This is a genomic window from Acetobacterium wieringae, from assembly GCF_026646375.1.
Taxonomy (GTDB): domain Bacteria; phylum Bacillota; class Clostridia; order Eubacteriales; family Eubacteriaceae; genus Acetobacterium; species Acetobacterium wieringae_A.
The window spans coordinates 329962-354319 of record NZ_JAIPPU010000002.1 but is presented as its reverse complement, the minus strand read 5'-3'; the positions used below and the strand labels follow the sequence as shown (position 1 = coordinate 354319).

Here is a 24358-nt window from a genome sequence, read left to right as displayed (position 1 = left end):
TTATGGCTAAGCAATTAGAAATTACACTAAAGAAAAGTTTGATTGGTCGAAACCCAAAACAACGGGCTACCATTCAAGCTTTAGGCCTGAAGAAAATTGGCCAAACCGTAACACATAATGATACACCTCAGATTCGTGGCATGATACATCGAACAGACTTCATGCTCGAAGTAAAAGAAGTATAGGAGGTGTCGAGATGAAGTTACATACTTTAAGTCCAGCCCCAGGTTCAAAAAAGGCACCCAAGCGAAAAGGACGAGGTACAGGTTCTGGTCTTGGAAAAACAGCTGGTCGTGGACAGGATGGACAAAAATCACGTTCCGGTGGTGGCGTACGACCAGGTTTTGAAGGTGGACAAATGCCTTTGGCGAGACGTTTACCAAAACGCGGTTTTTCAAACGCACGATTCAAAAAAACATATGCAATAGTTAATGTTGGTGAGCTGAATGCTTTTGACGCAAACACAGTGATTACTCCAGAACTATTGATGGAATACGGATTTGTCCGTAAATTAAATGATGGTTTAAAAATCCTGGGCAACGGCGAAGTTGAAAAGGCATTCACCATCAAAGCACATAAAATCAGCAAATCAGCTGAGGAGAAAATTCTCGCTGGAGGAGGAAAGGTAGAGGTGATCTAGTATGGTCTCTACCTTGAAGGATGCTTGGAAAATTCCAGATCTACGACGAAAAATAATATTTACGTTAGCGATGCTGTTTATATATCGTTTGGGATCCTTCATACCGGTTCCTTTCATCGATACCGAACAGCTTAGTCAACTCGTCAACGATAGTGGAATTTTTGGTCTGTTTGATATTATATCCGGTGGTAACTTTGGCAATTTTACTATTTTTGCCATGAGTATCACCCCGTATATTAATGCTTCAATTATCATGAACCTTCTGGCATTTGCAATTCCGGCTTTGGAAGCGCTACAAAAAGAAGGTGAAGAAGGACGAAAAAAACTGGCTCAGTATACGCGGTACCTTACCATTATTCTGGCACTGATTCAGGCACTGGGAATGAGCTTATCCTTCGGAGACTTGCTAGTTGAAAAAACACCATTTACTGTCTTTACGGTTGTATTATGTATTACGGCTGGGACTGCGTTTTTAATGTATCTGGGTGAGCAAATCACTGAAAATGGTATCGGCAACGGTATCTCTTTGATTATCTTTATCAGTATCATTTCCCGTATTCCAACGGCAATCGGCCAAATGTATCAATACCTGACAATTGGAACTTTAAATATCATCACCCTGATTGTGTTTTTGGTTTTTATTGTTGTGGTGATCTTAGGGGTGGTTGCTGTTCAGGAAGGACAACGACGCATTCCGGTTCAGTATGCAAAGCGGGTTGTTGGCCGAAAAATGTACGGCGGACAAACCACACACATCCCGATGCGTGTGAATATGGCAGGCGTTATTCCGGTAATCTTTGCCAGTTCGCTAACACTATTTCCAGCGACACTTGCCAGCTTTTTTCCGACATCGGCTTTTGCAAACTTTATTTCAACCTATTTTGCCTGGGGATCCTGGCTCACTAATATTATTTACATCACACTAATAATTGCGTTTACCTATTTTTATACAGCTGTAACATTTAATCCGTTTGATATCGCAGAAAATATCAAGAAACAAGGTGGTTATATTCCTGGGATCAGACCTGGAAAACCAACTGTAGAGTATTTGTCGAGAATTATGAACCGATTAACATTATTTGGTGGCGTCTTTTTAGCGATCATTGCTGTTATTCCTATTTTTGTAGGTAATTTTATGGGTGTCAATCTTCAATTCGGCGGAACAAGTTTGCTGATTGTGGTTGGGGTAGCCCTTGAAACGGTTAAGCAGATTGAAGCAGAAATGATGATGAGACACCATCAGGGATTTTTAAAATCTTAAAATGAACTGGAGTTAAGTGAAAAATGAGAATTGTATTATTAGGACCTCCGGGAGCTGGCAAAGGGACACAGGCGAAGCGAATTTGTGAAACTTATGGTATCCCTCATATTTCTACTGGCGATCTCTTTCGAGAAAACATGAGTAAAGATACGCCACTTGGAAAAAAAGCTAAAGAGTATATGGCACAAGGTCTTTTGGTTCCAGATGACTTAGTTGTTGATATGGTTGAAGATCGGTTGACACACGAAGATGTATTGGCTGCCGGGTATGGCTATTTGCTGGATGGATTCCCACGAACGGTTCATCAGGCAGAAGCGTTATGTCGGATCAATGCCAAACGTGATTGTGAGTTGGATTTTGCAATCAATCTTGATGTGCCTTTTGACATTTTGATTGAACGGGTTTCAGGTCGCCGGATTTGTCCGACATGCCATGCAACCTATCATATCAAGTACAGTAAACCGAAGGTCGAGGGTGTCTGTGATTTAGACGGAACACCTTTATACCAACGGGAAGACGATAAAGTCGAAACCGTTAAGAAGCGAATTGAAGTATATCAAGATCAGACAGAACCATTAATCGAATTTTATGAAGACAAACAAAAGATCATTAATATTAATGGATTGCAACATATGAAGGATGTTTTTGATAATATCGAAAAAATCCTAAATGGAGTTAATTAAAGATGATAACCATAAAATCCCAAAAGGAAATTGATCTAATGCGCCATGCCGGAAAAATTGTGGCAGGCGCTCATGCCTTAGTAGAGACAATGATCAAGCCTGGGGTAACAACACAAGAACTGGACCACGCAGTTGAAAAGTATATTCGTGATGCCGGAGCAGTTCCAACATTCAAAGGCTATGGTGGATTCCCTAACTCAATTTGCGCTTCTATTAATGAAGTGGTTGTCCATGGGATTCCTGAGAAGCGACGTTTGCAGGATGGTGATATCATCAGTATCGACATTGGAGCGACATTCAAAGGTTACGTTGGTGATGCGGCTGTTACACATGGCGTCGGCACGATTTCTGATGAAGCAGAAAAGCTGATTCGAATCACAAGAGAGTCCTTTTATAAGGGGATTGCTTATGCCAGAGATGGCTATCGCTTGTCAGACATTTCGAATGCGATTCAGAAATATGTTGAGGACAACGGTTTTTCAGTGGTCCGGGACTATGTCGGCCATGGTGTTGGAAAACAAATGCATGAAGATCCACCGATTCCTAACTTTGGGCCTAAGGGTCGCGGACCACGGCTACGGCAGGGAATGACATTGGCCATTGAACCAATGGTAAATGCCGGAACGTATGACGTTGTTACGTTAAAAGACGGTTGGACGGTGGTAACCACTGACGGAAAGCTTTCTTCACATTATGAGCACACCATTCTGATTACCGGAACGGGTGATCCCGAGCTTTTAACAGTAATATAAGTTGGTGTTTGAATGAATGAATATAGAGTTGGACAGGTGGTTCGTTCAAAAGCTGGCCGGGATAAAGGTCAGTATATGGTGGTTATTGAAGTGGTGGACGAACAGTTCACCATGGTATCAAATGGAAAGCTTCGAAAAGTGAGTAATCCAAAAAAAAAGAAGGTCAAACACTTGGCGAAGACGAATCACATAGCCACAGATATTCGTGATAAAATATTAAATGGAAAAAATGTAACTAACGCTGAGATTAGAAAAATACTCGAGTCCTATCACATGCCTGATGGTATTGGGGATGAGAATCGTGAGGAGGTTTGATCAATGGCCAAAAAAGATGTTATCGAGGTAGAAGGCTCAGTGATTGAGTCATTACCAAATACTATTTTCTTAGTAGAATTGGAAAATGGACATCAGATAACTGCGCATATTTCGGGAAAACTTCGCATGAATTATATCAGAATTTTACCCGGAGATAAAGTAGTTGTTGAATTATCCCCATATGATTTGACCCGCGGTCGTATCGTATGGCGTGGAAAAGGGAAATCATAAAGGAGGCATACAAATGAAAGTTAGACCATCAGTTAAACCGATTTGTGAAAAATGCAAAATTATTAAGAGAAATGGTCGTGTTATGGTAATTTGTGAAAATCCAAAACACAAACAAAAACAAGGTTAAACCGTCGAGTCCAGAAAAAAAGAACATGGCCGCGGCAATTTTAGTCATGTTCATGATATAAAACACCCTGGGTTTTAATTTCGTTACGTCACTAACGTGATTAATTGACCAGCATTTAGAAAATAATTAGGAGGTACACACCCTATGGCAAGAATTGCCGGAGTCGATTTACCCCGAGATAAGCGGGTAGAAATTGGATTAACTTATATCTACGGTATTGGACATTCAACATCACTGGAAATCTTAAAAGCTTTAAACATTAATCCAGATACCAGAGTTAAAGATCTTACAGAAACTGAAGTAAATGATCTGCGAAATACGATAGACAAATACACCGTTGAAGGTGACCTTCGTAGAGAAGTCAACTTAAACATCAAACGACTGATCGAAATTGGATCTTATAGAGGATTACGTCATCGTCGAGGACTTCCTGTTAGAGGGCAAAAGACAAAAACGAATGCCAGAACTCGAAAAGGTCCGAAACGTCTCGTAAGCAAAAAGAAATAAGGAGGGCTAAAGAATGGCAGTTAAAAAAGCACGAAGAAAAGTTAAAAAAATTAAAAAGAATATCGAACGTGGCCAGGCCCATATTCAATCTTCTTTCAATAATACGATTGTTACCATTACTGATATCTCCGGAAATGCGCTTTCGTGGGCAAGTTCAGGTGGATTAGGCTTTAAAGGATCACGTAAAAGCACCCCTTTTGCGTCTCAAATGGCTGCAGAAGAAGCTGCAAAAGCGGCTATGGAGCACGGCCTTAAAAGTGTCGAAGTTTTAGTTAAAGGCCCTGGTTCCGGACGTGAGGCAGCAATTCGGGCCTTACAGGCGGCGGGATTAGAAATTACCCTGATCCGTGATGTAACGCCTATTCCACATAACGGTTGTCGACCACCTAAGCGACGACGAGTATAACAGGAGGGCGAAAATAATGTCAAGAAATATAGAAGCATCATGCCGACAATGTAGACGTGAAGGTGCAAAACTGTACCTGAAGGGAGAACGTTGTTATTCTACAAATAAATGTGCGTTTGAAAGACGACCAACACCACCAGGCCAACATGGCAAAAGACGAACAAAATTATCTGAATATGGTCTTCAGTTAAGAGAAAAACAAAAAGCAAAACGTATTTACGGTGTGCTTGAAAAACAATTCCGTGGCTATTTTGAAATTGCTGAAAAGCAAAAAGGGATCACTGGTCACAACTTATTGATTCACTTAGAATCACGTATGGATAATGTTGTTTATCGGTTGGGTCTGGCAACCTCTCGTAAAGAGGCTCGTCAGTTGGTCGATCATGAACATTTCCTGGTCAACGGAAAAAAACTGAATATTCCTTCTTACATCATGAAAGAAGGCGATGTCATTGAAGTTCGACCAAGAAGCAAAAAATCACAGAAATTCAAAGATATTTTAGAAGCGACTGAAAATCGAACCATGGCTTCATGGTTGTCGAGAGATGTTGACACACTATCAGGAAAAGTCATTGGCAGACCGGCAGTAGAAGACTTAGATGTCGAAATTGCTGAACATCTTATTGTTGAATTGTATTCTAAATAGGCTACATGTTCGGGAACCAATTAACCCTCATGTTAATGTATGGATTATAAATAAGTAGGAGGGTCTGATAAATGATCGAATTCGAGAAACCAGTCATCGAAATTGTTGATAAAAAAGACGACGATACCTACGGGCGGTTTGTTATTGAACCTTTAGAACGGGGATACGGAACCACCCTTGGTAACAGTCTGAGACGAATAATGCTGTCATCCCTGCCGGGTGTGGCAGTCACATCAGTAAAGATTGAAGGCGTATTACACGAATTCTCTACTATTCCAGGGGTTAAAGAGGATGTTATAGAAATCCTTCTGAACCTTAAAGGTTTGGCAGCAGAAATTTATACCGATGAGCCTAAGGTTATTTACATTGAGGCTTCAGAAGAAGGTGAGATCACCGCTGGTGATATTATTGCCGATGCGGACGTCGATATCCTTAATCCGGAAATGCACATTGCTACCTTGTCCAAGGGGTCTACTCTGAACATGGAAATGCGCATTGAAAAGGGACGAGGCTATGTGGCAGCAGATAAAAACAAATATCCGGGTATGCCGATTGGAACCATCCCAATGGATTCAATCTTCTCTCCGATTATCAAAGTTAATTTTCTCGTAGAAAATACCCGAGTCGGTCAGATTACCGATTTTGATAAATTGACCATCGATATCTGGACTGATGGAACCACAACCCCGGAGGAAGCGCTTTCTTTAGCGGCGAAAGTGTTAAGTGAACATCTCAACCTGTTCATTAACTTGACCGAGCATGCCACTACGGTGGAAATCATGGTGGAAAAAGAAGAAAGTGAAAAAGAACGTATTCGCGAAATGTCCATCGAAGAATTGGAGCTTTCTGTAAGATCCAGTAATTGTCTGCGACGGGCAAATATCGATACAGTTGAAAAATTAACACAACGAAGCGAAGAGGACATGATTAAAGTCCGAAACCTCGGTCGTAAATCCCTGAATGAAATCAAGCACAAACTAGCAGAAATTGGATTGTCCTTGAGTCAAGAAGAAGAAAAGGCAAAGGAGTAACACTATGGCGGGATATCGAAAACTAGGCCGTCCCTCTGATCAAAGAAGAGCATTACTACGTAATCTTACCACTGCCCTTTTAGAACATGGTAAAATTGAAACAACCGTAACCAGAGCGAAGGAAGTAAAAAGAATTGCAGATAAAATGGTCACTTTAGGTAAAAGAGGCGACTTACATGCCAGAAGACAGGCAATTTCATATATCACTCAGGAAGCAGTGGTAAAACAATTGTTTGACGAAATTGCACCTAAATATACTGAACGAAACGGTGGTTACACACGAATTTATCGTGTTGGACCACGTCGTGGCGACGGCGCCGAAATGGCGATAATTGAATTAGTATAATTTAAGAGGCATACAGGGGATTAAGATGTTATTGACGCTTAATCCCTTTCTTGTATTATAAAGTTAATTAACACCCAAAGAAGGTGATTACACGTGATAATGGATAGTAAAAAAAGAATGATTGATGTGCAGGATGTGTATTTCAAATATCCTCATAATAACGAAAACGAATCCGTCGTAGCCTTGGATGGCGTCAGTTTACATATTGAAAAAGGTGAATTTGTCGGAATCATCGGACATAATGGTTCGGGGAAATCCACCCTTTCCAAATTACTTAATGCGATTATCTTTCCGACTCAAGGTGATGTAATTGTCAGCGGGCTCAATACCAAGGACCATGAAAGCTTATGGACAATTCGTCAGACTGCTGGAATGGTATTCCAAAACCCCGATAATCAGTTGGTTGCGACGATTGTTGAAGAAGATGTGGCCTTCGGGCCTGAAAATCTGGGGGTACCACCCCAAGAAATCAGAGAACGGGTAGATCGGGCTTTAGCTGTGGTGGAAATGCAGGCCTACGCCCATCAGAAACCCCATCAATTGTCAGGTGGTCAAAAACAGCGGATTGCGATCGCCGGAATTTTAGCGATGGAACCCGAATGTATCATATTCGATGAACCCACAGCGATGCTGGATCCATCCGGACGACGGGAAGTGATGGAAACAATCAAGCGACTTAATCGTGATAAAGAAATGACGGTTATTCATATCACTCATTTTATGGAAGAAATCGTCGATGCGGACCGGATTATTGTGCTGGACAAAGGCAAGGTAGTTATGGAAGGTGAACCGCGGACGATCTTTAAACAGGTAAAACGGCTCAAAGAAATTGGTCTGGATGTACCCCAAATGACGGAGTTGGCGTATGAACTGCGAAGTGCCGGACTTGAAATTGCGGATGATGTTCTAAGCATCGAGGAAATGGTGGATGTCTTATGTCAGTAGAAATAAAAAATCTATCCCATACCTATTCGGAGGGTTCACCCTTTGAATTCAAAGCCCTCAAGGATATCAATCTTACCATCGAAGATGGCAGTTTTATTGGCATTATCGGACACACTGGTTCAGGTAAATCGACGCTGATTCAGCATCTTAACGGCTTATTAACCCCGACATCAGGAACCGTTCTGGTCGATGGGAAAGATATCTTCGAAACGAAAAAAACCGAATTGATTCAACTCAGACATCAGATTGGACTGGTCTTTCAATATCCGGAACACCAATTGTTTGAGGAAACCGTCCAGAAAGATGTCGCTTTTGGCCCCAGAAATCAGGGGCTCACGGAGGACGAAATTGATCAGCGGGTCAGACAATCAATTAAAATGGTGGGTCTTGATTTTGATGCAATCAAAGATAAGTCGCCCTTTGAATTATCGGGGGGACAGATGCGACGGGTGGCCATTGCGGGTGTTCTTGCGATGGAACCTGCGGTACTGATCCTCGACGAACCAACCGCTGGTCTTGATCCCCGCGGCCGGGAAGAAATATTGGCACAGATCAAATCATTGCATCGTCAGAAACAAATAACGGTTATTCTGGTGTCTCATAGTATGGAAGATATTGGAAAAATGGTCGATAAGATTCTGGTTATGAATGAAGGGGAAGTTGTTTTTTATGATACACCAAACCGTGTGTTTACAGAAATATCCACCCTGGAGCGCATTGGCCTGGCGGTACCAGAGGTAACCTATCTGATGCGGCGACTGAAAGACAAGTATCCAGAAATTAGAGAAGATATTTTTACGGTGGAAGCAGCCAAAAAAGAAATTCTCAAAGTCATAAGAGGATAATAAAATGTTAAAAGATGTTACGATTGGTCAGTATTATCCAACCGGTTCAGTGATTCACAAACTGGATCCGAGAACGAAAATACTGTTTACCACAGCATTTGTTGTGATGTTGTTTTTTTTAAATAACTTGTGGGGATATCTTGCCACATTTTTGATTCTGGCAACCATCACCCTGTTATCCAAAATTCCGATGGGTTATATTATCCGTGGAATTAAAGGGTTAGTTCTGATTATTATGTTGACGGTTGTTCTCAATCTGTTTATGACGCCAGGAACCGTAGTGGCAACTTTAGGACCGCTGACAGTGACGTTGGAAGGATTAAAAGTGGCAACCTATATGGCTCTGCGCTTGATTTTTTTGGTGGTTGGTACCAGTATTATGACACTAACGACCTCACCGATTGATTTAACTGACGGGATGGAGTGGTGTATGCGATATATTCCCTTCGTCCGGCGATATGCGCATGAGTTAGCGATGATGATGTCGATCGCGCTTCGCTTTATCCCAACATTGATGGAAGAAACCGAGCGAATCATGAAAGCCCAAAAAGCCAGAGGGGCAAATTTTGAAACCGGAAATATTATTTCCCGGGCTAAGAATTTGATCCCAATTTTAATTCCATTGTTTATATCTGCATTTCGCAGAGCTGATGAACTGGCTACAGCCATGGAAGCACGCTGCTACCGGGGGGGCGAAAACCGAACCCGGATGAAGCAATTGGCTTTTGAATTCAGGGATGGTGCCAGTCTGGTGTTGATGTTTCTGATGATCGTGGGGCTTTATCTGACTACCTGGATTCAAATACCGCTATTATTTCCGGTTTAAGAATAAAATTCAGTGTAATGAGAAATATCCAATTAATAATCAGCTATTGTGGTACCGGTTATTGTGGTTGGCAGATACAACCCAATGGAGTGACCATTCAGGAAGTCATCATCAATGCAATCCGGGAGTTAACGGGCGAAACGGTCAATCTGATCGGATCTGGCCGAACCGATGCTGGTGTCCATGCTTTGGGGCAAAGTGCCAATTTCTTAACCAGATCCACAATTCCAGCAGAGGCATTTCATCGGGCATTGAACACGAGATTGCCGTCAGATATTCGAATTATTAGGAGTAGCGAACGAGAGCTTGACTTTCATAGTCGTTATCATGCCAGAGGGAAGAGTTATATCTATAAGATTTACGAAAGTCCAGTTGGCAGTCCCTTTTACTCAGATCGGGCGTTTTATGTGAGTCGTACCCTGGACTGGCAGAAAATGAAGGAAGCCGCATCCTATTTTATCGGTGAGCATGATTTTACGGCATTTATGGCTAGTGGCAGTTCGATCAAAACAACGATCCGTACCATTGAAGAAATTTCATTTGACAAAAACGGTGATCTTCATGAGATAACATTTCGGGGTAATGGCTTTCTCTACAATATGGTCAGGATTATGGTCGGAACCCTTTATGAAGTCGGCTATCAACGTCGAAAACCGGAGGAGATAGCTGGAATCATTAAAAGTCAAGAACGTAGTCAGGCTGGAATAACGGCTCCCGCTCAGGGGCTTTACTTAAAGGAAGTATATTATTAAAAATAAAAAGATTCGACGACATAAATTACTTGACACACCCGGAAAGATGCTATAAAATTAACGATGGACGTTAATGTATCACTAGCCCGGATACAATAAAAAACGATTTCTGATAACTCCCACTTATCAGAAAGCCAATAGATAAAATAAAGAAATTATTAACTGAGGAGGACTTTTGAGATGAATGCGAACGCCACAAAAATGGCCAAATCTCATGAAATAGACCGTAAATGGTATGTGATTGATGCAGAGGGTAAGGTATTAGGACGACTGGCGACAGAAGTTGCAAATATTTTACGAGGAAAAAACAAACCAATCTTTTCACCACATATGGATTGCGGAGATTTTGTAATCATTATTAATGCCGATAAGGTTGTGTTAACCGGAAATAAACTGGATCAGAAATTATATAAAACATATTCTGGATATTGCGGTGGGTTAAAAGAAATGACCTACCGAAAATTCTTAGCTGAAAAACCAGAACTTTTGGTTTTCAAGGCAGTAAAGGGAATGATCCCACATAACAAATTGGGTGATAAAATTGCGACTAAACTTAAAGTTTATGCTGGTAATGAACATCCACATGCTGCACAATTGCCTGAAGTTTACGAATTTTAATGCTGAGAAGGAGGAAATAGAGAATGGCTAAAGTACAATATTTTGGAACTGGACGAAGAAAAACCTCGGTTGCCCGAGTTCGATTATTACCAGGGAGTGGAAAATTCACTATTAACGGACGTGATATTGATGAATTTTTCGGAATGGAAACATTAAAGGTTATCGCCAGACAACCTTTAACATTGACCGATACACTAAATACCTTTGATGTGATTGTTAATGTTCACGGTGGCGGTTTTACCGGACAAGCTGGCGCAATCCGCCATGGGATTGCCCGTGCTCTGCTTGAAGCAGACATCAACCTACGACCAGCACTGAAACGTGCAGGTTACTTAACTCGAGACTCTCGTATGGTTGAACGAAAAAAATACGGTCTCAAAAAAGCGCGTCGTGCACCACAGTTTTCAAAACGTTAATATCAGACTTATTACAAGTCCTGCGACATTCAATGTTGCAGGACTTTTCAGTGTAACACTAGTTAATTAAGAAAGCAGGAATTTATGAATAACAAACAACCCATTATTAACATTGCAGTCATCGCCCATGTCGATGCCGGAAAATCTACCCTGGTAGATGCCCTTTTAGGACAAAGCAATGTTTTTAGAGAAAATCAGGAGGTCGTGGACTGCGTAATGGACAGTAATGACCTTGAACGCGAACGCGGAATCACCATTTACTCAAAAAACTGCTCCATTATGTATAAAGATATCAAAATTAATATTGTCGATACTCCAGGCCATGCTGACTTTTCTTCAGAGGTTGAACGAATCCTGAAAACTGTTGATACTGTTGTTCTGCTGGTCGACTCCAGCGAAGGACCAATGCCACAAACCCGTTTTGTTTTGAATAAGTCACTGGAAAAGGGTCTTAATCCGATTTTATTTATTAATAAAATTGATAAAAAAGATCAACGGGCAGAAGAAGTTGTTGATATGGTCTTCGATTTGTTTGTGGAACTTAAGGCCAATGACAAACAGTTGGATTTCCCGGTACTATATGGGATTGCTAAAGAAGGGATCGCTATTCGCGATATGGATGATGAAGGGGTGAACTTGGAGCCGCTTTTTGAGACCATTGTTGAACATGTCGGTCTGCAGGACGATCTGAGCCTGGAACCATTGCAGATGCAGGTTTCTTCCCTGGCATATGATGATTACATTGGCCGTTTGGGGATAGGTAAGATTTATTCAGGCACGATTCATGCTGGCGAGCAAATTGAAATATGTAAAACAGATGGGTCATTTAAAAAAGAAAAAATCAACCAGGTCTTCGTTTATCGCGGTTTATCCCGGGTCGAGGTCAAAGAAGCAAAGGCAGGCGATATTGTGGTTGTTTCGGGGATACCCGATATCTCCATTGGTGAAACCATTGGCGAAATCAACCAGGTACAACCGATGGAACTGATTGAAATTGAACAGCCAACCTTGTCAATGAACTTCCTGGTCAACAAATCGCCGTTTGCCGGTGACTCCGGAAAATTTGTAACAACCCGACACATTCGGGCTCGACTGGAAAAAGAACTGGAAGTTAATGTTGGTCTACTCGTTGAAGAACTGGAAGATACCACCGATGGTTTTAAGGTTTCCGGACGGGGCGAGCTGCATCTATCGATTCTTTTGGAAAACATGCGTCGTGAAGGTTACGAAGTAGCTGTTTCCAAACCCGAAGTAATTATGCACCGGGATGAAAATGGTAAACTGTTGGAGCCGGTTGAATTGGTAATTATTTCAGTGCCGGAAAAATACTCGGGTGCCGTTATTTCAAAGCTTAATATCCGGAAAGGTCGGATGGAGAGTATGTATACCGATGAAGCATGGACACGAATGGAATTTTTTGTGCCGACGCGAGGCTTGCTGGGCTATCAGAGTGAGTTTATCAACGATACCCATGGTGAAGGAACCATGGTTCGGCGTTTTGCTTCCTTTGAAGAGCATAAAGGCGATATTCCGCAGCGTCTCAATGGGGTATTGATTTCTCAATTCAGTGGTGAAACCATGGCATACTCGCTCTTTAACCTCAGTGATCGGGGTGAAATGTTGGTTGGTCCTGGAACCAAGGTTTATGAAGGGATGATCATTGGGATTAATAACCGGAGTGATGATATGACCGTTAATCCGACAAAAAATAAAAAGATGACCAATGTCCGATCTTCCGGGACTGATGAGGCGTTAAAATTGATTGAGCCGCGAATCATGACACTGGAGCAGGCACTGGAATTTATCAACGATGATGAATTAGTGGAATTGACACCCACTGACATCCGGATTCGAAAGAAAATCCTCGGGGAGCTGGAACGAAAACGTAGCGCCCGATAAAAGTTTTGGAACGCCGAACCGGCGTTCCTTTTTAAATGACAGCGAAAAATGAAATATCAGTACCGGTCCGTGAAATAACGATTGACCGCTAAACTTTCAGTGTGATATTATATATACGGTATAAGGTTTTACCAAAAAATAACAAAATGGATGGTGGCTTTTCTGCTGTTGTCTGAACTAAAGTGGAGGTAATACGATTTGATTAATATTGATAAACAAGAAGCTGAAGATGGCAAAATCATGGCAGTTTTTGCCTATATTATCTTTCTTATTCCGTTGTTTGCCGCCGGAGACAATCAATTTGCCCGCTATCATACCAATCAGGGTTTGGTGTTATTTCTGGCATGGCTGGTATGTACCATTGCAGGAATAATTATTGGCGTTGTTCCCATCATTGGCTGGATTCTTTCGACCATCCTTTTTAGTGCAGTGCCCTTGGCTTTTGTTGGTTTTGCCATTTATGGGATCATCAATGTGATCCAGTTAGAGGCCAAACCGTTGCCATTAATTGGCGGAATTACCTTGATCAAGTCCTACTAAATTGTTCTTCATACATCATAATAAATTTGTAAAAAGCATTGCTTACACAGGCGATGCTTTTTACTTGCAAAATAGTAGTACCAAAACGTTTTGGAAAACAACCCAAATATAAAGGCGGTGAACCCGTGGAAAACAACACTGAGAACAATAACGAAAATCACGATATGAGCGATAAAAATTTTCGGAATTATTTCTTTCTGATTACCTTTGGAATCTGTTTACTGGTGGCCCTGTTGAATATCAGATATCTGGTCAACTATTTAGGGTTATTTGTGAATATTATCACGCCAGTGCTAATTGCACTGGGCATTGCGTTTGTCTTAAACATCCCAATGACCTTTATCGAAGGACATTTTCTGGGTTTTATGAATCGCATAAAAAATAAAAAGAATCGAGATCTGAATAAAGGCAAACGAATGATTGCAATAACGTTGACCTTCGTATTTGTGATTGGAATTTTAGCAGGTTTGATTACCTTTGTTATCCCACAGGTGAGCGAAAGCGTTGATACATTAATGGTCAAATTGCCAGAGTATATCGATTCATTTAATACGCTAGTGGATGATGCGTTGGCATTCTTTAATCTGCCGGACACACTGTGGAATGATATTGCCATTGAATGGGATTCTTTGATGGAACAGTTTGGTAGCCTTCTGATTGATTCCGTGCCAGAAATATTCAATGCTACGAAAAACTTTACGGTTGGTTTTTTCAATGCGATTATGGGGATCGTCATTTCCATCTATTTACTGGCTGATAAAGAAAACTTGTTGGCAGTTAAAGATAAACTGATCTATGCTTATATTCGAAAAGACCGGGCTGATTTTATCCAGGACGTCAGTATCACCGCCAATCAAGTCTTTCACGGATTTATTGCCGGGCAAATAACGGAAGCATTTATTCTGGGAACCCTCTGTACGGTTGGGTTGGCTATTTTGCAGATCCCTTACGCTTTGCTGATTGGGGTATTGGTTGGTATGACCAGCGTGATTCCAGTGTTTGGCGCTTTTTTGGGCGCCGTACCCAGTGGCTTTATTCTATTGGTAGTCAACCCGATTTATTGTCTGATCTTCGTGATTTATATTATCGCTTTGCAACAGGTGGAAAGCAATGTGATTTATCCCCGGGTCGTGGGAGGATCCATTGGCTTATCCGGTTTATGGGTGCTCGTTGGAATGATTATTGGTGGTAGCTTGTTTGGCTTCCTGGGAATCATTTTGGGGATTCCTTCATTCGCGGTTTTCTATGCGGTATTTAGAAAAATTACCAATGAGCGGATTGAGAAAATGGAAATGGAACAGCAAGAGTCAGCCTAAAAGAAATGTAACTAAAAAAGCGTCCGGGAGTGGATTGCCCAGTTGGGTCAGTCGCTTCGAGGACGCTTTTTCCATTATTTTTTTGTTGAGCGTGTCTTTTCCAGTTGTTGTATGGCTTTGGAAGCCATTTGGGTTAAACTGACCGTGAAATTCTGGAAACCAGCATAAAAAGGATGGCGCATATCCAGGTTGCGAATTTCGCCATGCTGATCCAGCAGGCGATTGGGAGGATGATTGTTATGGGGGAGTTTGGATTCACTTCCGACGACAACTCGTTTTCCAGCGATGCTGTTAAGTAGGATATTAACCACATCCCAGGCCGACTCATAGGCAATGATTTTATCTTGATTAGCGATAATTTCCGTGGCATATTTGCGGATGAATTCAGCTGAAAACCCCTGACTGTTAAAGGTCACACAGCGACTAATCTTGGCGCCTGCAACAACGGTAATATACTGACCATTGTTGCCGCCTTTGGAATGACCGGTTAAGGTATAGTGCTCCATATCAAAGGCCGCATCAACAGAACGATAAAACTCCAGGGCTTTTAGTTGTTGTGGGGTATCAGTCAGAAACCCACCTTGAATATTGTCGATCCATCCGATGCCGGTGGTACCCCGAAAAGCGATGATACCAGAGTTTGGGATAACATCAGAAAAACAATACGCGACGAGTCCGTTTTCGGGCTGATTTGTGTATGCGAGTACCTTTAGGGCAGTGAGGTGTGGATTAGCCATCATCAGATGCAGGGATTGATCCCATTCGGAGGATGACATGGCGCAATCACCCTGAAGATTATTGACATTTTGCAATAGTGCCGCAACCATTTCACCCACTGAATAATCAGGTAATCGGGATGGTTCGACCGGCAGGTTCAGGGCAGCCAGCTGGCTGATCAAATTTAGTTCACTATGATACAACATGCTCTTACCTCCCTTGGTAAGAAATTAAATCGCAATGCAAAACTAGTTTGCATCAATCTCGGAATGTTTGGATTTGTTTTTTTCCATAAAGGCTTTATAGAGTTCCAATGAATTTTGATGGTATTGATGGGACATCTTGGGAAAAGCATTCATAATTCGGCGATGTGAATAACGATTGATAACTTTGTTTTCGCTGATGCGATTGGTTAGTGAGACAATCAGCTGGTGGGCTGAATCTTTGGCTTCGGTCAGGGTCCCTTCTTTAAGATCCCGTACTTTGGCTGTCACCTCGTGAGCGGTGGTGATCCCTTTCTCTTTTAAATGATCTTTAAGCTCAGTGGTTGCTTCGTAAACACTGCCCAGTTTTTTGTTGAAGGAAGCGGTTTCCCGGGTCGATTCTACCAGATCACTGACAAAGAAGACTGCCGCAATGGTGGCAATAACCTGAATCCAGAAAGCGGAGAAACTGTTAACCAGATCATTGACGATGGGGTGAACCACATACATCAGAATCACGCACAGTAGACCAAAAAGAAACGAATTCAACAGACAGACGCGTCCGTTGATGTTAAATTTATGATCGGAGTAGTCCCACCATTTGGCATGAAAGAGTTTTTCCATCCCCCAACTGGTGATATATTCCAAGGTACTGGTGAGAATAATGCCAATGAAAAAAACCAGAATCGGATCACTGACATAGGGCATCAGGAACATAATGATGATCAGTGCTCCAACGCCATAAATCGGGCAGTAGGGGCCATTTAGAAAGCCCCGGTTAATAAACTTTTTTTCCGGGATGGAGCAATACACGACTTCACACATCCAACCGATGATGGCATAAAGAATAAAATAAACAAATAGCAGACTCAGATTATAATACATAAATGATTCCTCTCAAATTATTAACTTTGAATCATTTTAACACATCAGTTTATGGTCATAAAGAAAAATCGTTCATAAAACGCCGCTTGAATCGTTGACTGCAAATATTTATCTAAGATGGGTGGATATGTTTTTGTTTTTTTAAATTGGATCGTTTATAATGGTTGATATACCCCAAATGACAATAAAGCAACCAAAAATCAATAAAAAGGGAGCATAAATGAAATACAATAGAATTGAGATAACAAGAAGCGAACAACTCATCGACATTACCGCAGCGATTCGGGAATTTGTTGACCAGTCCCGATTAAAAGATGGTTTTGTACAAATCCAAGTTCCCGAGCGAACCGCAGCAGTGATGATTTCCATTAATGATGACTGGCGGCTGGAGCGGGAGTTTTTTGATAAGTTGAATCATCTGATGCCCAAGTATGATGGCATGAAATTTACCGGTTGGACAACCGCCTGTGTCAAAGCTACGATTTTTGGACCATCGCTGCAGGTGATGGTAAGTAGCGGAACGTTGATGTTGGATAAAAATCAAAGTGTATATTTTGTTGAATTCCAGGGGCCCGGTGAACGTCAGTATTTTATCAGCAGTTTTGGCACAACCCTGGCAGAACATGAGGAAGCGTCAATGCCGGAAGAACTGGCTTTGATTTTTGAAACGCGTCAAGCTTATGAAGCTGAACAGCAACAGATAGCTGAAGAAATGCGCAACGAATGGCGTCTACGGGAAGCGAATCGGTTGAAACAGGAAGCCGAAAGCAGAGAAACAGTCGTTGCAGAAAACGATACCGATGGCGATTGATAAAAACACATACCACAATGAGCAAGAATCAAGAAAGGCAGTAACAATGAGCTGGGAATTAACAGGAGTGGATCAAATGATCAAAATTATGGAACTTGCTGACTTTAAAAGTACGGAAATGCTTGTTCCAGCTGAACGAATTGGTTTTTTTGGCGACGTAGGAGACCGATTGGCAATTATTTATCAGAATCGGGAATACCCGGCATATCTGGAAGCTGAAGGCGGAAATACCATACTGAAATGGAGTAAGGTATTGATTCGCAAACTGGGTGAAACCTTTCCTGATTATGAGTCATGGTTTCAGGGCGAGCAGTCGGATTTTTTACTGCCAAGAATGGAACTGACAAAAAGCAACGATGTATTTAGTCTGCGCCTAATAACGAGTGATGCAGTGACAGTTGGTGATGCGGTCAAAGCCAGTGATGGGGTCAAAAAGACCCTCCCGGCCGGAGCGGGGCTTCGGGAGTTGCTATTAAAATGGATTGTCGGGTACCCCAACTATTATCCCCGGGACTTTCGCTTTTCCTTTAAGGATATTATCAACGAAGAAATTCCCAAGGTGATTGAAAACTTTGAAGCGATCCAATCTGGCCATTATCAGGTTCGGGGTTTTGCCGGGGACACCCAATGGGCGGAGATTCCCTGGGTTAAAGTGGTTGACAAAAACGATCAGCGGTTGGATCATGAGGATCTGTATCTGGCATATTTACTGGCGAAGGACAGCGACAAACTTTACTTGGCGATTGTCTATGGTAAAGAAGGTCTGGGAATTCGAAGTCTTTCGGAGCAAGCCGCCAAATACCGGGAAAAGATTGTGACCGGAAATTATCAAACCAGTCATCAGGAGGTTTTACTGGCCAGTGCCACCCTGGTATCCGGGATTGTCTGCTATCGGGAATATAGCGAAACGGATATGCCTGAAGATGGGATACTGGCAACAGAATTTGAAGCGTTCAGGAAAATGTATGAACAGTGTTTGACGAAGAATCGGGACGCAAACGAAACCCTGGTCAGTGATGAAACAATTGATGAAATCAGCATCGAGAGAGAGTGGGGCAAGACCGACAAAACGGTGAGCGCCAGCCGGACAATAGAAGCAGCGGCGGATCTAAAACCAGTGGAGGAAGCGCCGGAAACAGTGGCAGAACCGCAGCAAACAAAAACCAATGCAGTGGTTGCAAAAGACCTGGATGGGAATCGTTCGGATGAAGTTATTGACTCGGATGAATTGATTAGCAGTGAAGAAAGTTTGCTCAGTAACGCAGAGGATAGCGGAGAACGACAGTCTTTTTCTGCTTCACCCCTCTCTGACACAGCAATGGACATGGAAACGGTGGTGCCTTGCGAAAGCCGAAATCCGGAAGAAATCCCTTCTGAGCAGGAAGCCGCGGGTGCCAAAAATGGTCAAATAATCAGCGGCGAAATCCAGAAACCGTGTGAGCCAGCCGCATTAAAGGTGGATCAAGTGAACGCTCAAGAAGCCAATAAAACGACCCCAGTCGAAGAGTTGACCCGGACACTGATCCGGTATCCGGCTCAAAATGATGAGCTCACTCCAGCACTTCGGTTGGTTCAGGCAAAAATGGGAAATAGAGGCTATTACTATCCGGCCGAATTAATTAAGCGTTATTATCTGTCGGTTAAGTCCAAACCCTTCGTGATGATTAACGGTCGAGTAGGGAGCGGTAAGACAAGTTTTCCTCGGCTCTTTGCAGAGGCTATTGGTGCCACACCGGAAAACGGTCGCTTTAAACGGGTGTTGGTGGGGAAGAATTGGGATGATGACAGCCATCTTTTTGGTCGTCTGGATGGTCGGGGACACTATCTTCCCGGCCCTGTCATGCAGATGTTAAAGGCAGCGAAAGAATGTCCCGAGAAACCCCATTTTCTACTGTTGGATGAAATGGATCAGTCGCCGGCAGCACATTATCTGCGGCTTTTGCTGGAAGGAATCAATGGCAGTAAGGATCCTTTTTTAACCCGGGAGTATTTTGGTGCCGATATTACGGCGTTTCGGGAATATGGCAGTTTGGCTTTTCCGGATAATTTGTATATTATTGCTACCATCAATGAAGGGCCGGGGCATTTTCCGATTCCGGAGGGAATTGTCGACAGTGGTAATGTGATTCAGATGCCAGTCGTTGAAATTGGGATTTTCCCCGATTATGGCAATCTTTCGGGTGACAGCAATTGGGAAAACAGCGCCTTTAAAATTCGCAGTCAGGCCAAGGGTTTGCCGGAAATTCTGGAGCGACTGATGAATTTACTAAAAGAGCTCCAATCATTGCTAATTGGGTATGACTGCCCGATGGGATATCGGGGCAAAAATGAAATCCTGGCTTTTGGAATTAACAGTGGAGCCGAGGGCTTGTTCACAGAACAGGAGATCATTGACTTGGCCATTGTTCAACGGATTCTGCCAGCACTGGCGCTTGATCCGCAAACCGATCGTGTCATCTATCAGGAATTAGCATGCTTTTTACTGGATAATGCGCTACGGGAAAAATTGCTGAATCTACCGCGCGATCATTTTATCAGCAACTATGAAGTTCTACTCAAAGACAAAGTCATTCCCTGTCCCAGAAGTGGTCAGGCGGTGCTAAAGTTACTAAAAACCAAATAGGATCAACAAAAAAGCCAATTAACAAAGTCATTGTCCCCTGGTCAGCATGGTCTGACCAGGGGACAATGATTGGTTAATTGGCTTGACTTATGAGCAGAAGTTTATTAGCCAGCTTCCTGCTCGGCTACCTTATCCGATAAAAAACTAATCAGTTCTTTGATCAGCTCCTGACGACGGAGGATGCCGATAAAAATACCCTGGTCATCGACAAGGGGAATAAAGTTCTGTTTGACCGCCAGCTCCACCAGATGTTCGTAGCTTTCGTTGATTCGGGCCACTTCCAGATTAATTTTAAAATCAATATCTTTGATTTCAAAAGACTCCAAATCAATTTCCGGGTGAGTGAGACTCAACGACAGTACCCGGAGCAAATCACCCTCACTGATGGTTCCGACATACTGCCCTTTCTTGTTAATAACCGGTAAGGCGGTGTAATTGGTAATGACAAACATATTATAAGCTTGATTAAATGAATCGGTGTTGGTTAAAAAGACGGTTTCACTTTTGGGCAATAAATAAAACAGATGGTTTTTCATGCAAATGATCTCCTTTTCTTAAAAAAGATGGGAAGGCTTCAATTAAAATTTATTTTAACATGCGTTTCACAAGTCTCCCTTAAAAAAATTCTTAATGATGATTGTAAAAATATGAAAAAAAACAAATTCTCTTTCACGAAACGGCCTGATTAGTGTATAATTAATAGCAACGAATGAACGAGGGAACTAAAATGGAAGAGTTTTTGTTATATATTCAATCGAGAATCACCGTCGCCAGTATCATTGAGATCGTCATTATTTCGATTATTGTCTATCGACTATTGATGTGGATTCGGGGAACTCAGGCTGAACAGGTTTTTAAAGGCTTGATTGTGTTGCTTTTTTTGGCACCCATCAGTGAATGGTTGGGTTTCACTACCCTGAATCTGATTATCACCAGCGCTTTTACCTGGGCGTTTATTTTTATTGTCGTGGTATTTCAGCCGGAATTCCGTTCAGCTCTGGAACAATTGGGAAATTATCGGATTTTTAAAGAGATGATGAAAAAACCCTCAATGGATTTTCTGGAAGACGATGTGGATAAAATCATCAAAGCCGTGGGAAAATTGGCTTGCGAGCGAACCGGTGCTTTGATTGTATTGGAGAAAGATACCGGTCTTAATAATATTGTTCAAACGGGAACGGAGTTGGATTCAGACATCAGCAGTGAATTACTGGAAAATATTTTCACCCCCAATCGGCCCCTTCATGACGGAGCAGTGATTATTAAACTGTGGTCCAGACAAATCCGAGCGGCTGGTTGTTTGCTGCCGCTTTCAGACAATCGCGATTTAAGCAGCGAATTGGGAACCCGCCATCGGGCAGGGTTGGGAATGACTGAAAAATCCGATGCCTTGGTCATCATTGTATCGGAAGAAACCGGTCAAGTTTCCTATGCCTCAAAAGGTACTTTGTATCAGGACATCATGATTGAGGTGCTCAAACAGATTATCATGGAAAACTACACCGTTAACGAGGATGGCAATATTGACAACGGATGGATTGACAAACTTTGGGGGCGATTAGATGGCAGCAAATAAAAAGAAAATTTCGTTTCGTGAACGACTGATTCGAATGCTTGCATCTGTCGGTATTGCGATCACGCTCTGGTTTATGGTCAATGGGAATGCAGATATGCTTATTACCCAGGATTTTAACAGTATTCCGATAACCTTGACCAATGTTGAATCGCTGTCAGAAAAAAATCTGGTTCTGACCGATGATAAGACCTACTACCTGAATATGCAAGTTAAGGGGACGGACAAGAGTTTAAGAAATGTCAATATGAAAGAAATAACTGCCGAAGTTGATCTTGGCGATATCGATGAGAAGGGGACCTACGATCTGGATGTGGAGGTTAAGGGACTGGCCAACTCGGTGATTATCACCAGTATGAATCCGTCCAGCCTTCAGATAGATGTGGATAATATCATCAAAGAAGATATGGATGTGGATATTGTTCAGGAAGGGAAACCCGCCGATGATCTGGCGGTGATCTCTGCCGAGTCTCAGGAAACCGTGGAAGTAAAAGGGCCTCAGGAGTCCATTGCCCGGATTGATAAAATTACAGCAACGGCCAATGTCAATGGGTTAAAAGAGGATACCACCCAAAATCTGGAAGTAACTGCTTATGATACTGCCGGAAATCCGATTACCGATTTGGAGATCTTGCCCAATGTGGTGGAAGTGGAAATCATCCTCGGCAAAACAAAGTCGATTGGGATTGTTCCATCAACAACCGGAGACCCAGCCAGCGGATATATTGTCACGGGTGTTCAGGTTGAGCCCTCCAAGGTGCTAATTGGAGCCAAGGAAGAGCTGCTCAATACCATTGAGACGATTCCGATGGATGCTATTGATGTATCGGGACAGTCCAAAACATTTACCAAAGACGTTAATTTGTCGCTGCCGACAGGATTTTATTTCCTCGATGGAAGCGGAAAAGTCAAGGTGACGGTATCCGTCGAAACGCCGGTGGAAAAAAGCTTTACCATTGATAAGGTGAGTGCTAAAAATCTGGGAACTGGCCTGGTAACGTCTAAGATCAAGGACTCTCGAGTGGTGGTTAAATTAGAAGGTGCCAGCAGCATTTTAAACAGTTTAAATGCAGCTCAGATTGAAGCCTTTGTAGATTGTGCCAACTTGGGTCCAGGGGAATATGAATTACCGATTCAGACGAATTTATCCCAGTCTTTGGTTAAATCAATTACCCCGGCAAAGACAACAGTAATAATTGAATAAAAAAAATTAGCAAACAATAATTTTTACATAAAATTTAATACAAAATCTTGCATTTGACAAACTTTTAACATATAATAGCAAGAAGTAATTTTTTCAGAGAATTACATTCACACCAAAAACACTATTTAAGGAGGAAATTAAAAGTGAAAAGAGTTTATAATTTTTCAGCTGGACCATCTTGTTTACCACTCGAAGTCCTGGAAAAAGCTGGGTCTGAAATGGTATCCTATGGAGATGCAGGCATGTCCGTAATGGAGATGAGTCATCGATCATCCTATTTTGATGATATTCTTCAAGCTGCCAAAAGTCTTTACCGAGAACTGATGAATGTTCCAGACAATTATGAGATTCTGTTTTTACAAGGTGGAGCATCAACTCAGTTTGCCATGGTTCCATTGAATCTTTATTCAAAAACCAATAAAGCCGATTTTATGATTACTGGCAGTTGGGCAAAAAAGGCTTATCAGGAGTCAGCCCGTTATGGAGAAGCAAAGGTTATTGCGTCATCACAGGATCAAACCTTTTCCTACATCCCGAAGGTGGATCCAAAGGATTTTACACCCGATGCGGATTTCTTCCATATTTGCGTAAATAATACCATCTACGGAACGCGATTTAAACCTGAAAATATTCCTGATACTGGAAATGTACCACTTGTTGGGGACATGTCTTCCAATATCTTATCTGAAGTTTATGACGTTTCTAAATTTGGCCTGATTTATGCCGGCGCTCAGAAAAATATGGGACCTGCTGGCGTTACCGCTGTGATCATTCGTAAAGACTTACTGGGTCATGCCAAAGATTTCACCCCGACCATGCTGGATTATAAAATTCATGCGGATAACGATTCTTGTTACAATACCCCACCTTGCTACAGTATTTATATCTGTAAACTTGTTTTTGAATGGGTTAAAGCCAATGGCGGTGTTGCCGGAATGGAAGCGGTCAATAAAGAGAAGGCTCAAAAACTGTATGACTTCATTGATAACAGCAAACTGTATAAGGGTACCGTTGTGCCGGAAGACCGTTCTCTGATGAATGTGCCGTTTATTACCGGATCTGATGAATTAGATGCGCTATTCGTTAAAGAAAGTAAAAAAGCCGGAATGGAAAACTTAAAAGGTCACCGTAGCGTTGGTGGAATGCGCGCAAGCATTTATAATGCCATGCCGATGGCAGGGATTGATACCCTGATTGAATTCATGCAGAAATTTGAAAAAGAAAACGCCTAGACGTTTTT

At 42.1% G+C, this 24358-nt stretch carries 30 protein-coding genes; 27 read left to right on the top strand and 3 right to left on the bottom strand.

The annotated features are described in order from the left end of the window. The first annotated feature begins 2 nt into the window (after positions 1–2). The 22 genes from rpmD (at position 3) to Q7P33_RS03235 (ending at position 15102) form a co-directional block, all read left to right on the top strand. The gene (rpmD, locus tag Q7P33_RS03340) at positions 3–185 is read left to right on the top strand and encodes a 50S ribosomal protein L30 (protein ID WP_286945103.1); all 183 of its coding nucleotides are present in this window, start codon (positions 3–5) and stop codon (positions 183–185) included. 11 nt (positions 186–196) lie between these two features. Continuing rightward, positions 197–640, top strand: coding sequence for a 50S ribosomal protein L15 (rplO, locus tag Q7P33_RS03335; protein ID WP_070369945.1), 444 nt, complete (start codon positions 197–199; stop codon positions 638–640). Position 641: 1 nt separating this feature from the next. After that, positions 642–1901, top strand: coding sequence for a preprotein translocase subunit SecY (gene secY / locus Q7P33_RS03330; RefSeq protein ID WP_303867374.1), 1260 nt, complete (start codon positions 642–644; stop codon positions 1899–1901). A gap of 23 nt (positions 1902–1924) precedes the next feature. Further along, the gene (locus tag Q7P33_RS03325; RefSeq protein WP_303867372.1) at positions 1925–2584 is read left to right on the top strand and encodes an adenylate kinase; all 660 of its coding nucleotides are present in this window, start codon (positions 1925–1927) and stop codon (positions 2582–2584) included. 2 nt (positions 2585–2586) lie between these two features. Further along, entirely contained in the window at positions 2587–3336 is a 750-nt protein-coding gene (gene map, locus Q7P33_RS03320) for a type I methionyl aminopeptidase (RefSeq protein WP_303867370.1), read from the top strand. Between the two features lie 12 nt (positions 3337–3348). Further along, complete coding sequence (locus tag Q7P33_RS03315; protein ID WP_303867368.1) at positions 3349–3651, top strand: KOW domain-containing RNA-binding protein; 303 nt, start codon at positions 3349–3351, stop codon at positions 3649–3651. Between the two features lie 3 nt (positions 3652–3654). Beyond that, the gene (gene infA, locus Q7P33_RS03310; RefSeq protein ID WP_070369950.1) at positions 3655–3882 is read left to right on the top strand and encodes a translation initiation factor IF-1; all 228 of its coding nucleotides are present in this window, start codon (positions 3655–3657) and stop codon (positions 3880–3882) included. 13 nt (positions 3883–3895) lie between these two features. After that, a complete protein-coding gene (gene rpmJ / locus Q7P33_RS03305) occupies positions 3896–4009 on the top strand; it encodes a 50S ribosomal protein L36 (RefSeq protein ID WP_013382261.1) in 114 nt (37 codons plus the stop codon). A 144-nt stretch (positions 4010–4153) separates the two neighbouring features. Continuing rightward, entirely contained in the window at positions 4154–4516 is a 363-nt protein-coding gene (gene rpsM / locus Q7P33_RS03300) for a 30S ribosomal protein S13 (protein ID WP_070369951.1), read from the top strand. A gap of 13 nt (positions 4517–4529) precedes the next feature. Further along, positions 4530–4922 (top strand): 30S ribosomal protein S11, encoded by a 393-nt coding sequence (rpsK, locus tag Q7P33_RS03295; RefSeq protein ID WP_070369952.1) that lies wholly within the window; start codon positions 4530–4532, stop codon positions 4920–4922. Between the two features lie 16 nt (positions 4923–4938). Further along, on the top strand, positions 4939–5568 hold the full coding sequence (rpsD, locus tag Q7P33_RS03290) for a 30S ribosomal protein S4 (protein ID WP_303867360.1): 630 nt from the start codon (positions 4939–4941) through the stop codon (positions 5566–5568). Positions 5569–5639: 71 nt separating this feature from the next. Beyond that, positions 5640–6599, top strand: coding sequence for a DNA-directed RNA polymerase subunit alpha (locus tag Q7P33_RS03285; protein ID WP_303867358.1), 960 nt, complete (start codon positions 5640–5642; stop codon positions 6597–6599). A 4-nt stretch (positions 6600–6603) separates the two neighbouring features. Then, on the top strand, positions 6604–6945 hold the full coding sequence (gene rplQ, locus Q7P33_RS03280) for a 50S ribosomal protein L17 (RefSeq protein WP_026393609.1): 342 nt from the start codon (positions 6604–6606) through the stop codon (positions 6943–6945). Positions 6946–7044: 99 nt separating this feature from the next. Continuing rightward, the gene (locus tag Q7P33_RS03275; protein WP_303867353.1) at positions 7045–7890 is read left to right on the top strand and encodes an energy-coupling factor transporter ATPase; all 846 of its coding nucleotides are present in this window, start codon (positions 7045–7047) and stop codon (positions 7888–7890) included. Further along, on the top strand, positions 7881–8735 hold the full coding sequence (locus Q7P33_RS03270) for an energy-coupling factor transporter ATPase (protein WP_303867351.1): 855 nt from the start codon (positions 7881–7883) through the stop codon (positions 8733–8735). Before Q7P33_RS03275 ends, Q7P33_RS03270 begins: the two co-directional genes overlap by 10 nt. A 4-nt stretch (positions 8736–8739) precedes the next feature. Further along, positions 8740–9561: an energy-coupling factor transporter transmembrane protein EcfT gene (locus Q7P33_RS03265; protein WP_303867350.1), complete on the top strand. Its 822-nt coding sequence runs from the start codon at positions 8740–8742 to the stop codon at positions 9559–9561. 17 nt (positions 9562–9578) lie between these two features. Further along, positions 9579–10313 (top strand): tRNA pseudouridine(38-40) synthase TruA, encoded by a 735-nt coding sequence (gene truA / locus Q7P33_RS03260; RefSeq protein WP_303867348.1) that lies wholly within the window; start codon positions 9579–9581, stop codon positions 10311–10313. Between the two features lie 180 nt (positions 10314–10493). Beyond that, on the top strand, positions 10494–10931 hold the full coding sequence (gene rplM / locus Q7P33_RS03255; protein ID WP_070369959.1) for a 50S ribosomal protein L13: 438 nt from the start codon (positions 10494–10496) through the stop codon (positions 10929–10931). Positions 10932–10954: 23 nt separating this feature from the next. Next, positions 10955–11347 carry a 30S ribosomal protein S9 gene (rpsI, locus tag Q7P33_RS03250; RefSeq protein WP_070369960.1) on the top strand — a complete coding sequence of 131 codons (393 nt, stop codon included), beginning with the start codon at positions 10955–10957 and terminating at the stop codon, positions 11345–11347. Positions 11348–11431: 84 nt separating this feature from the next. After that, on the top strand, positions 11432–13246 hold the full coding sequence (gene typA / locus Q7P33_RS03245; protein WP_303867345.1) for a translational GTPase TypA: 1815 nt from the start codon (positions 11432–11434) through the stop codon (positions 13244–13246). A gap of 198 nt (positions 13247–13444) precedes the next feature. Next, positions 13445–13786: a hypothetical protein gene (locus tag Q7P33_RS03240; RefSeq protein ID WP_303867344.1), complete on the top strand. Its 342-nt coding sequence runs from the start codon at positions 13445–13447 to the stop codon at positions 13784–13786. A 125-nt stretch (positions 13787–13911) separates the two neighbouring features. Then, positions 13912–15102 (top strand): AI-2E family transporter, encoded by a 1191-nt coding sequence (locus Q7P33_RS03235; RefSeq protein ID WP_303867342.1) that lies wholly within the window; start codon positions 13912–13914, stop codon positions 15100–15102. Between the two features lie 74 nt (positions 15103–15176). Here the strand turns inward: Q7P33_RS03235 and Q7P33_RS03230 are convergent, their stop codons facing one another. Both Q7P33_RS03230 and Q7P33_RS03225 read right to left on the bottom strand, forming a co-directional pair. Further along, positions 15177–16025, bottom strand: coding sequence for an Mbeg1-like protein (locus Q7P33_RS03230; protein WP_303867340.1), 849 nt, complete (start codon positions 16023–16025; stop codon positions 15177–15179). Between the two features lie 42 nt (positions 16026–16067). Next, positions 16068–16907 (bottom strand): putative ABC transporter permease, encoded by an 840-nt coding sequence (locus tag Q7P33_RS03225; RefSeq protein WP_303867339.1) that lies wholly within the window; start codon positions 16905–16907, stop codon positions 16068–16070. A 220-nt stretch (positions 16908–17127) separates the two neighbouring features. Between Q7P33_RS03225 and Q7P33_RS03220 the strand changes: the two genes are divergently transcribed. Both Q7P33_RS03220 and Q7P33_RS03215 read left to right on the top strand, forming a co-directional pair. Further along, positions 17128–17718: a secondary thiamine-phosphate synthase enzyme YjbQ gene (locus tag Q7P33_RS03220; protein WP_303867338.1), complete on the top strand. Its 591-nt coding sequence runs from the start codon at positions 17128–17130 to the stop codon at positions 17716–17718. Positions 17719–17794: 76 nt separating this feature from the next. After that, complete coding sequence (locus Q7P33_RS03215; RefSeq protein WP_303867336.1) at positions 17795–20341, top strand: MrcB family domain-containing protein; 2547 nt, start codon at positions 17795–17797, stop codon at positions 20339–20341. A gap of 104 nt (positions 20342–20445) precedes the next feature. On the opposite strand, the gene Q7P33_RS03210 is transcribed toward Q7P33_RS03215, so the two are convergent. Further along, positions 20446–20877: a CBS domain-containing protein gene (locus Q7P33_RS03210; RefSeq protein ID WP_303867334.1), complete on the bottom strand. Its 432-nt coding sequence runs from the start codon at positions 20875–20877 to the stop codon at positions 20446–20448. A gap of 191 nt (positions 20878–21068) precedes the next feature. Between Q7P33_RS03210 and cdaA the strand changes: the two genes are divergently transcribed. The 3 genes from cdaA (at position 21069) to serC (ending at position 24350) form a co-directional block, all read left to right on the top strand. Continuing rightward, entirely contained in the window at positions 21069–21917 is an 849-nt protein-coding gene (gene cdaA / locus Q7P33_RS03205) for a diadenylate cyclase CdaA (protein WP_303867333.1), read from the top strand. After that, positions 21904–23118 (top strand): YbbR-like domain-containing protein, encoded by a 1215-nt coding sequence (locus Q7P33_RS03200; protein WP_303867331.1) that lies wholly within the window; start codon positions 21904–21906, stop codon positions 23116–23118. The genes cdaA and Q7P33_RS03200 overlap by 14 nt, the downstream gene beginning before the upstream one ends. Before the next feature lie 143 nt (positions 23119–23261). After that, positions 23262–24350, top strand: coding sequence for a 3-phosphoserine/phosphohydroxythreonine transaminase (gene serC, locus Q7P33_RS03195; RefSeq protein WP_303867329.1), 1089 nt, complete (start codon positions 23262–23264; stop codon positions 24348–24350). Positions 24351–24358: the final 8 nt, after the last annotated feature.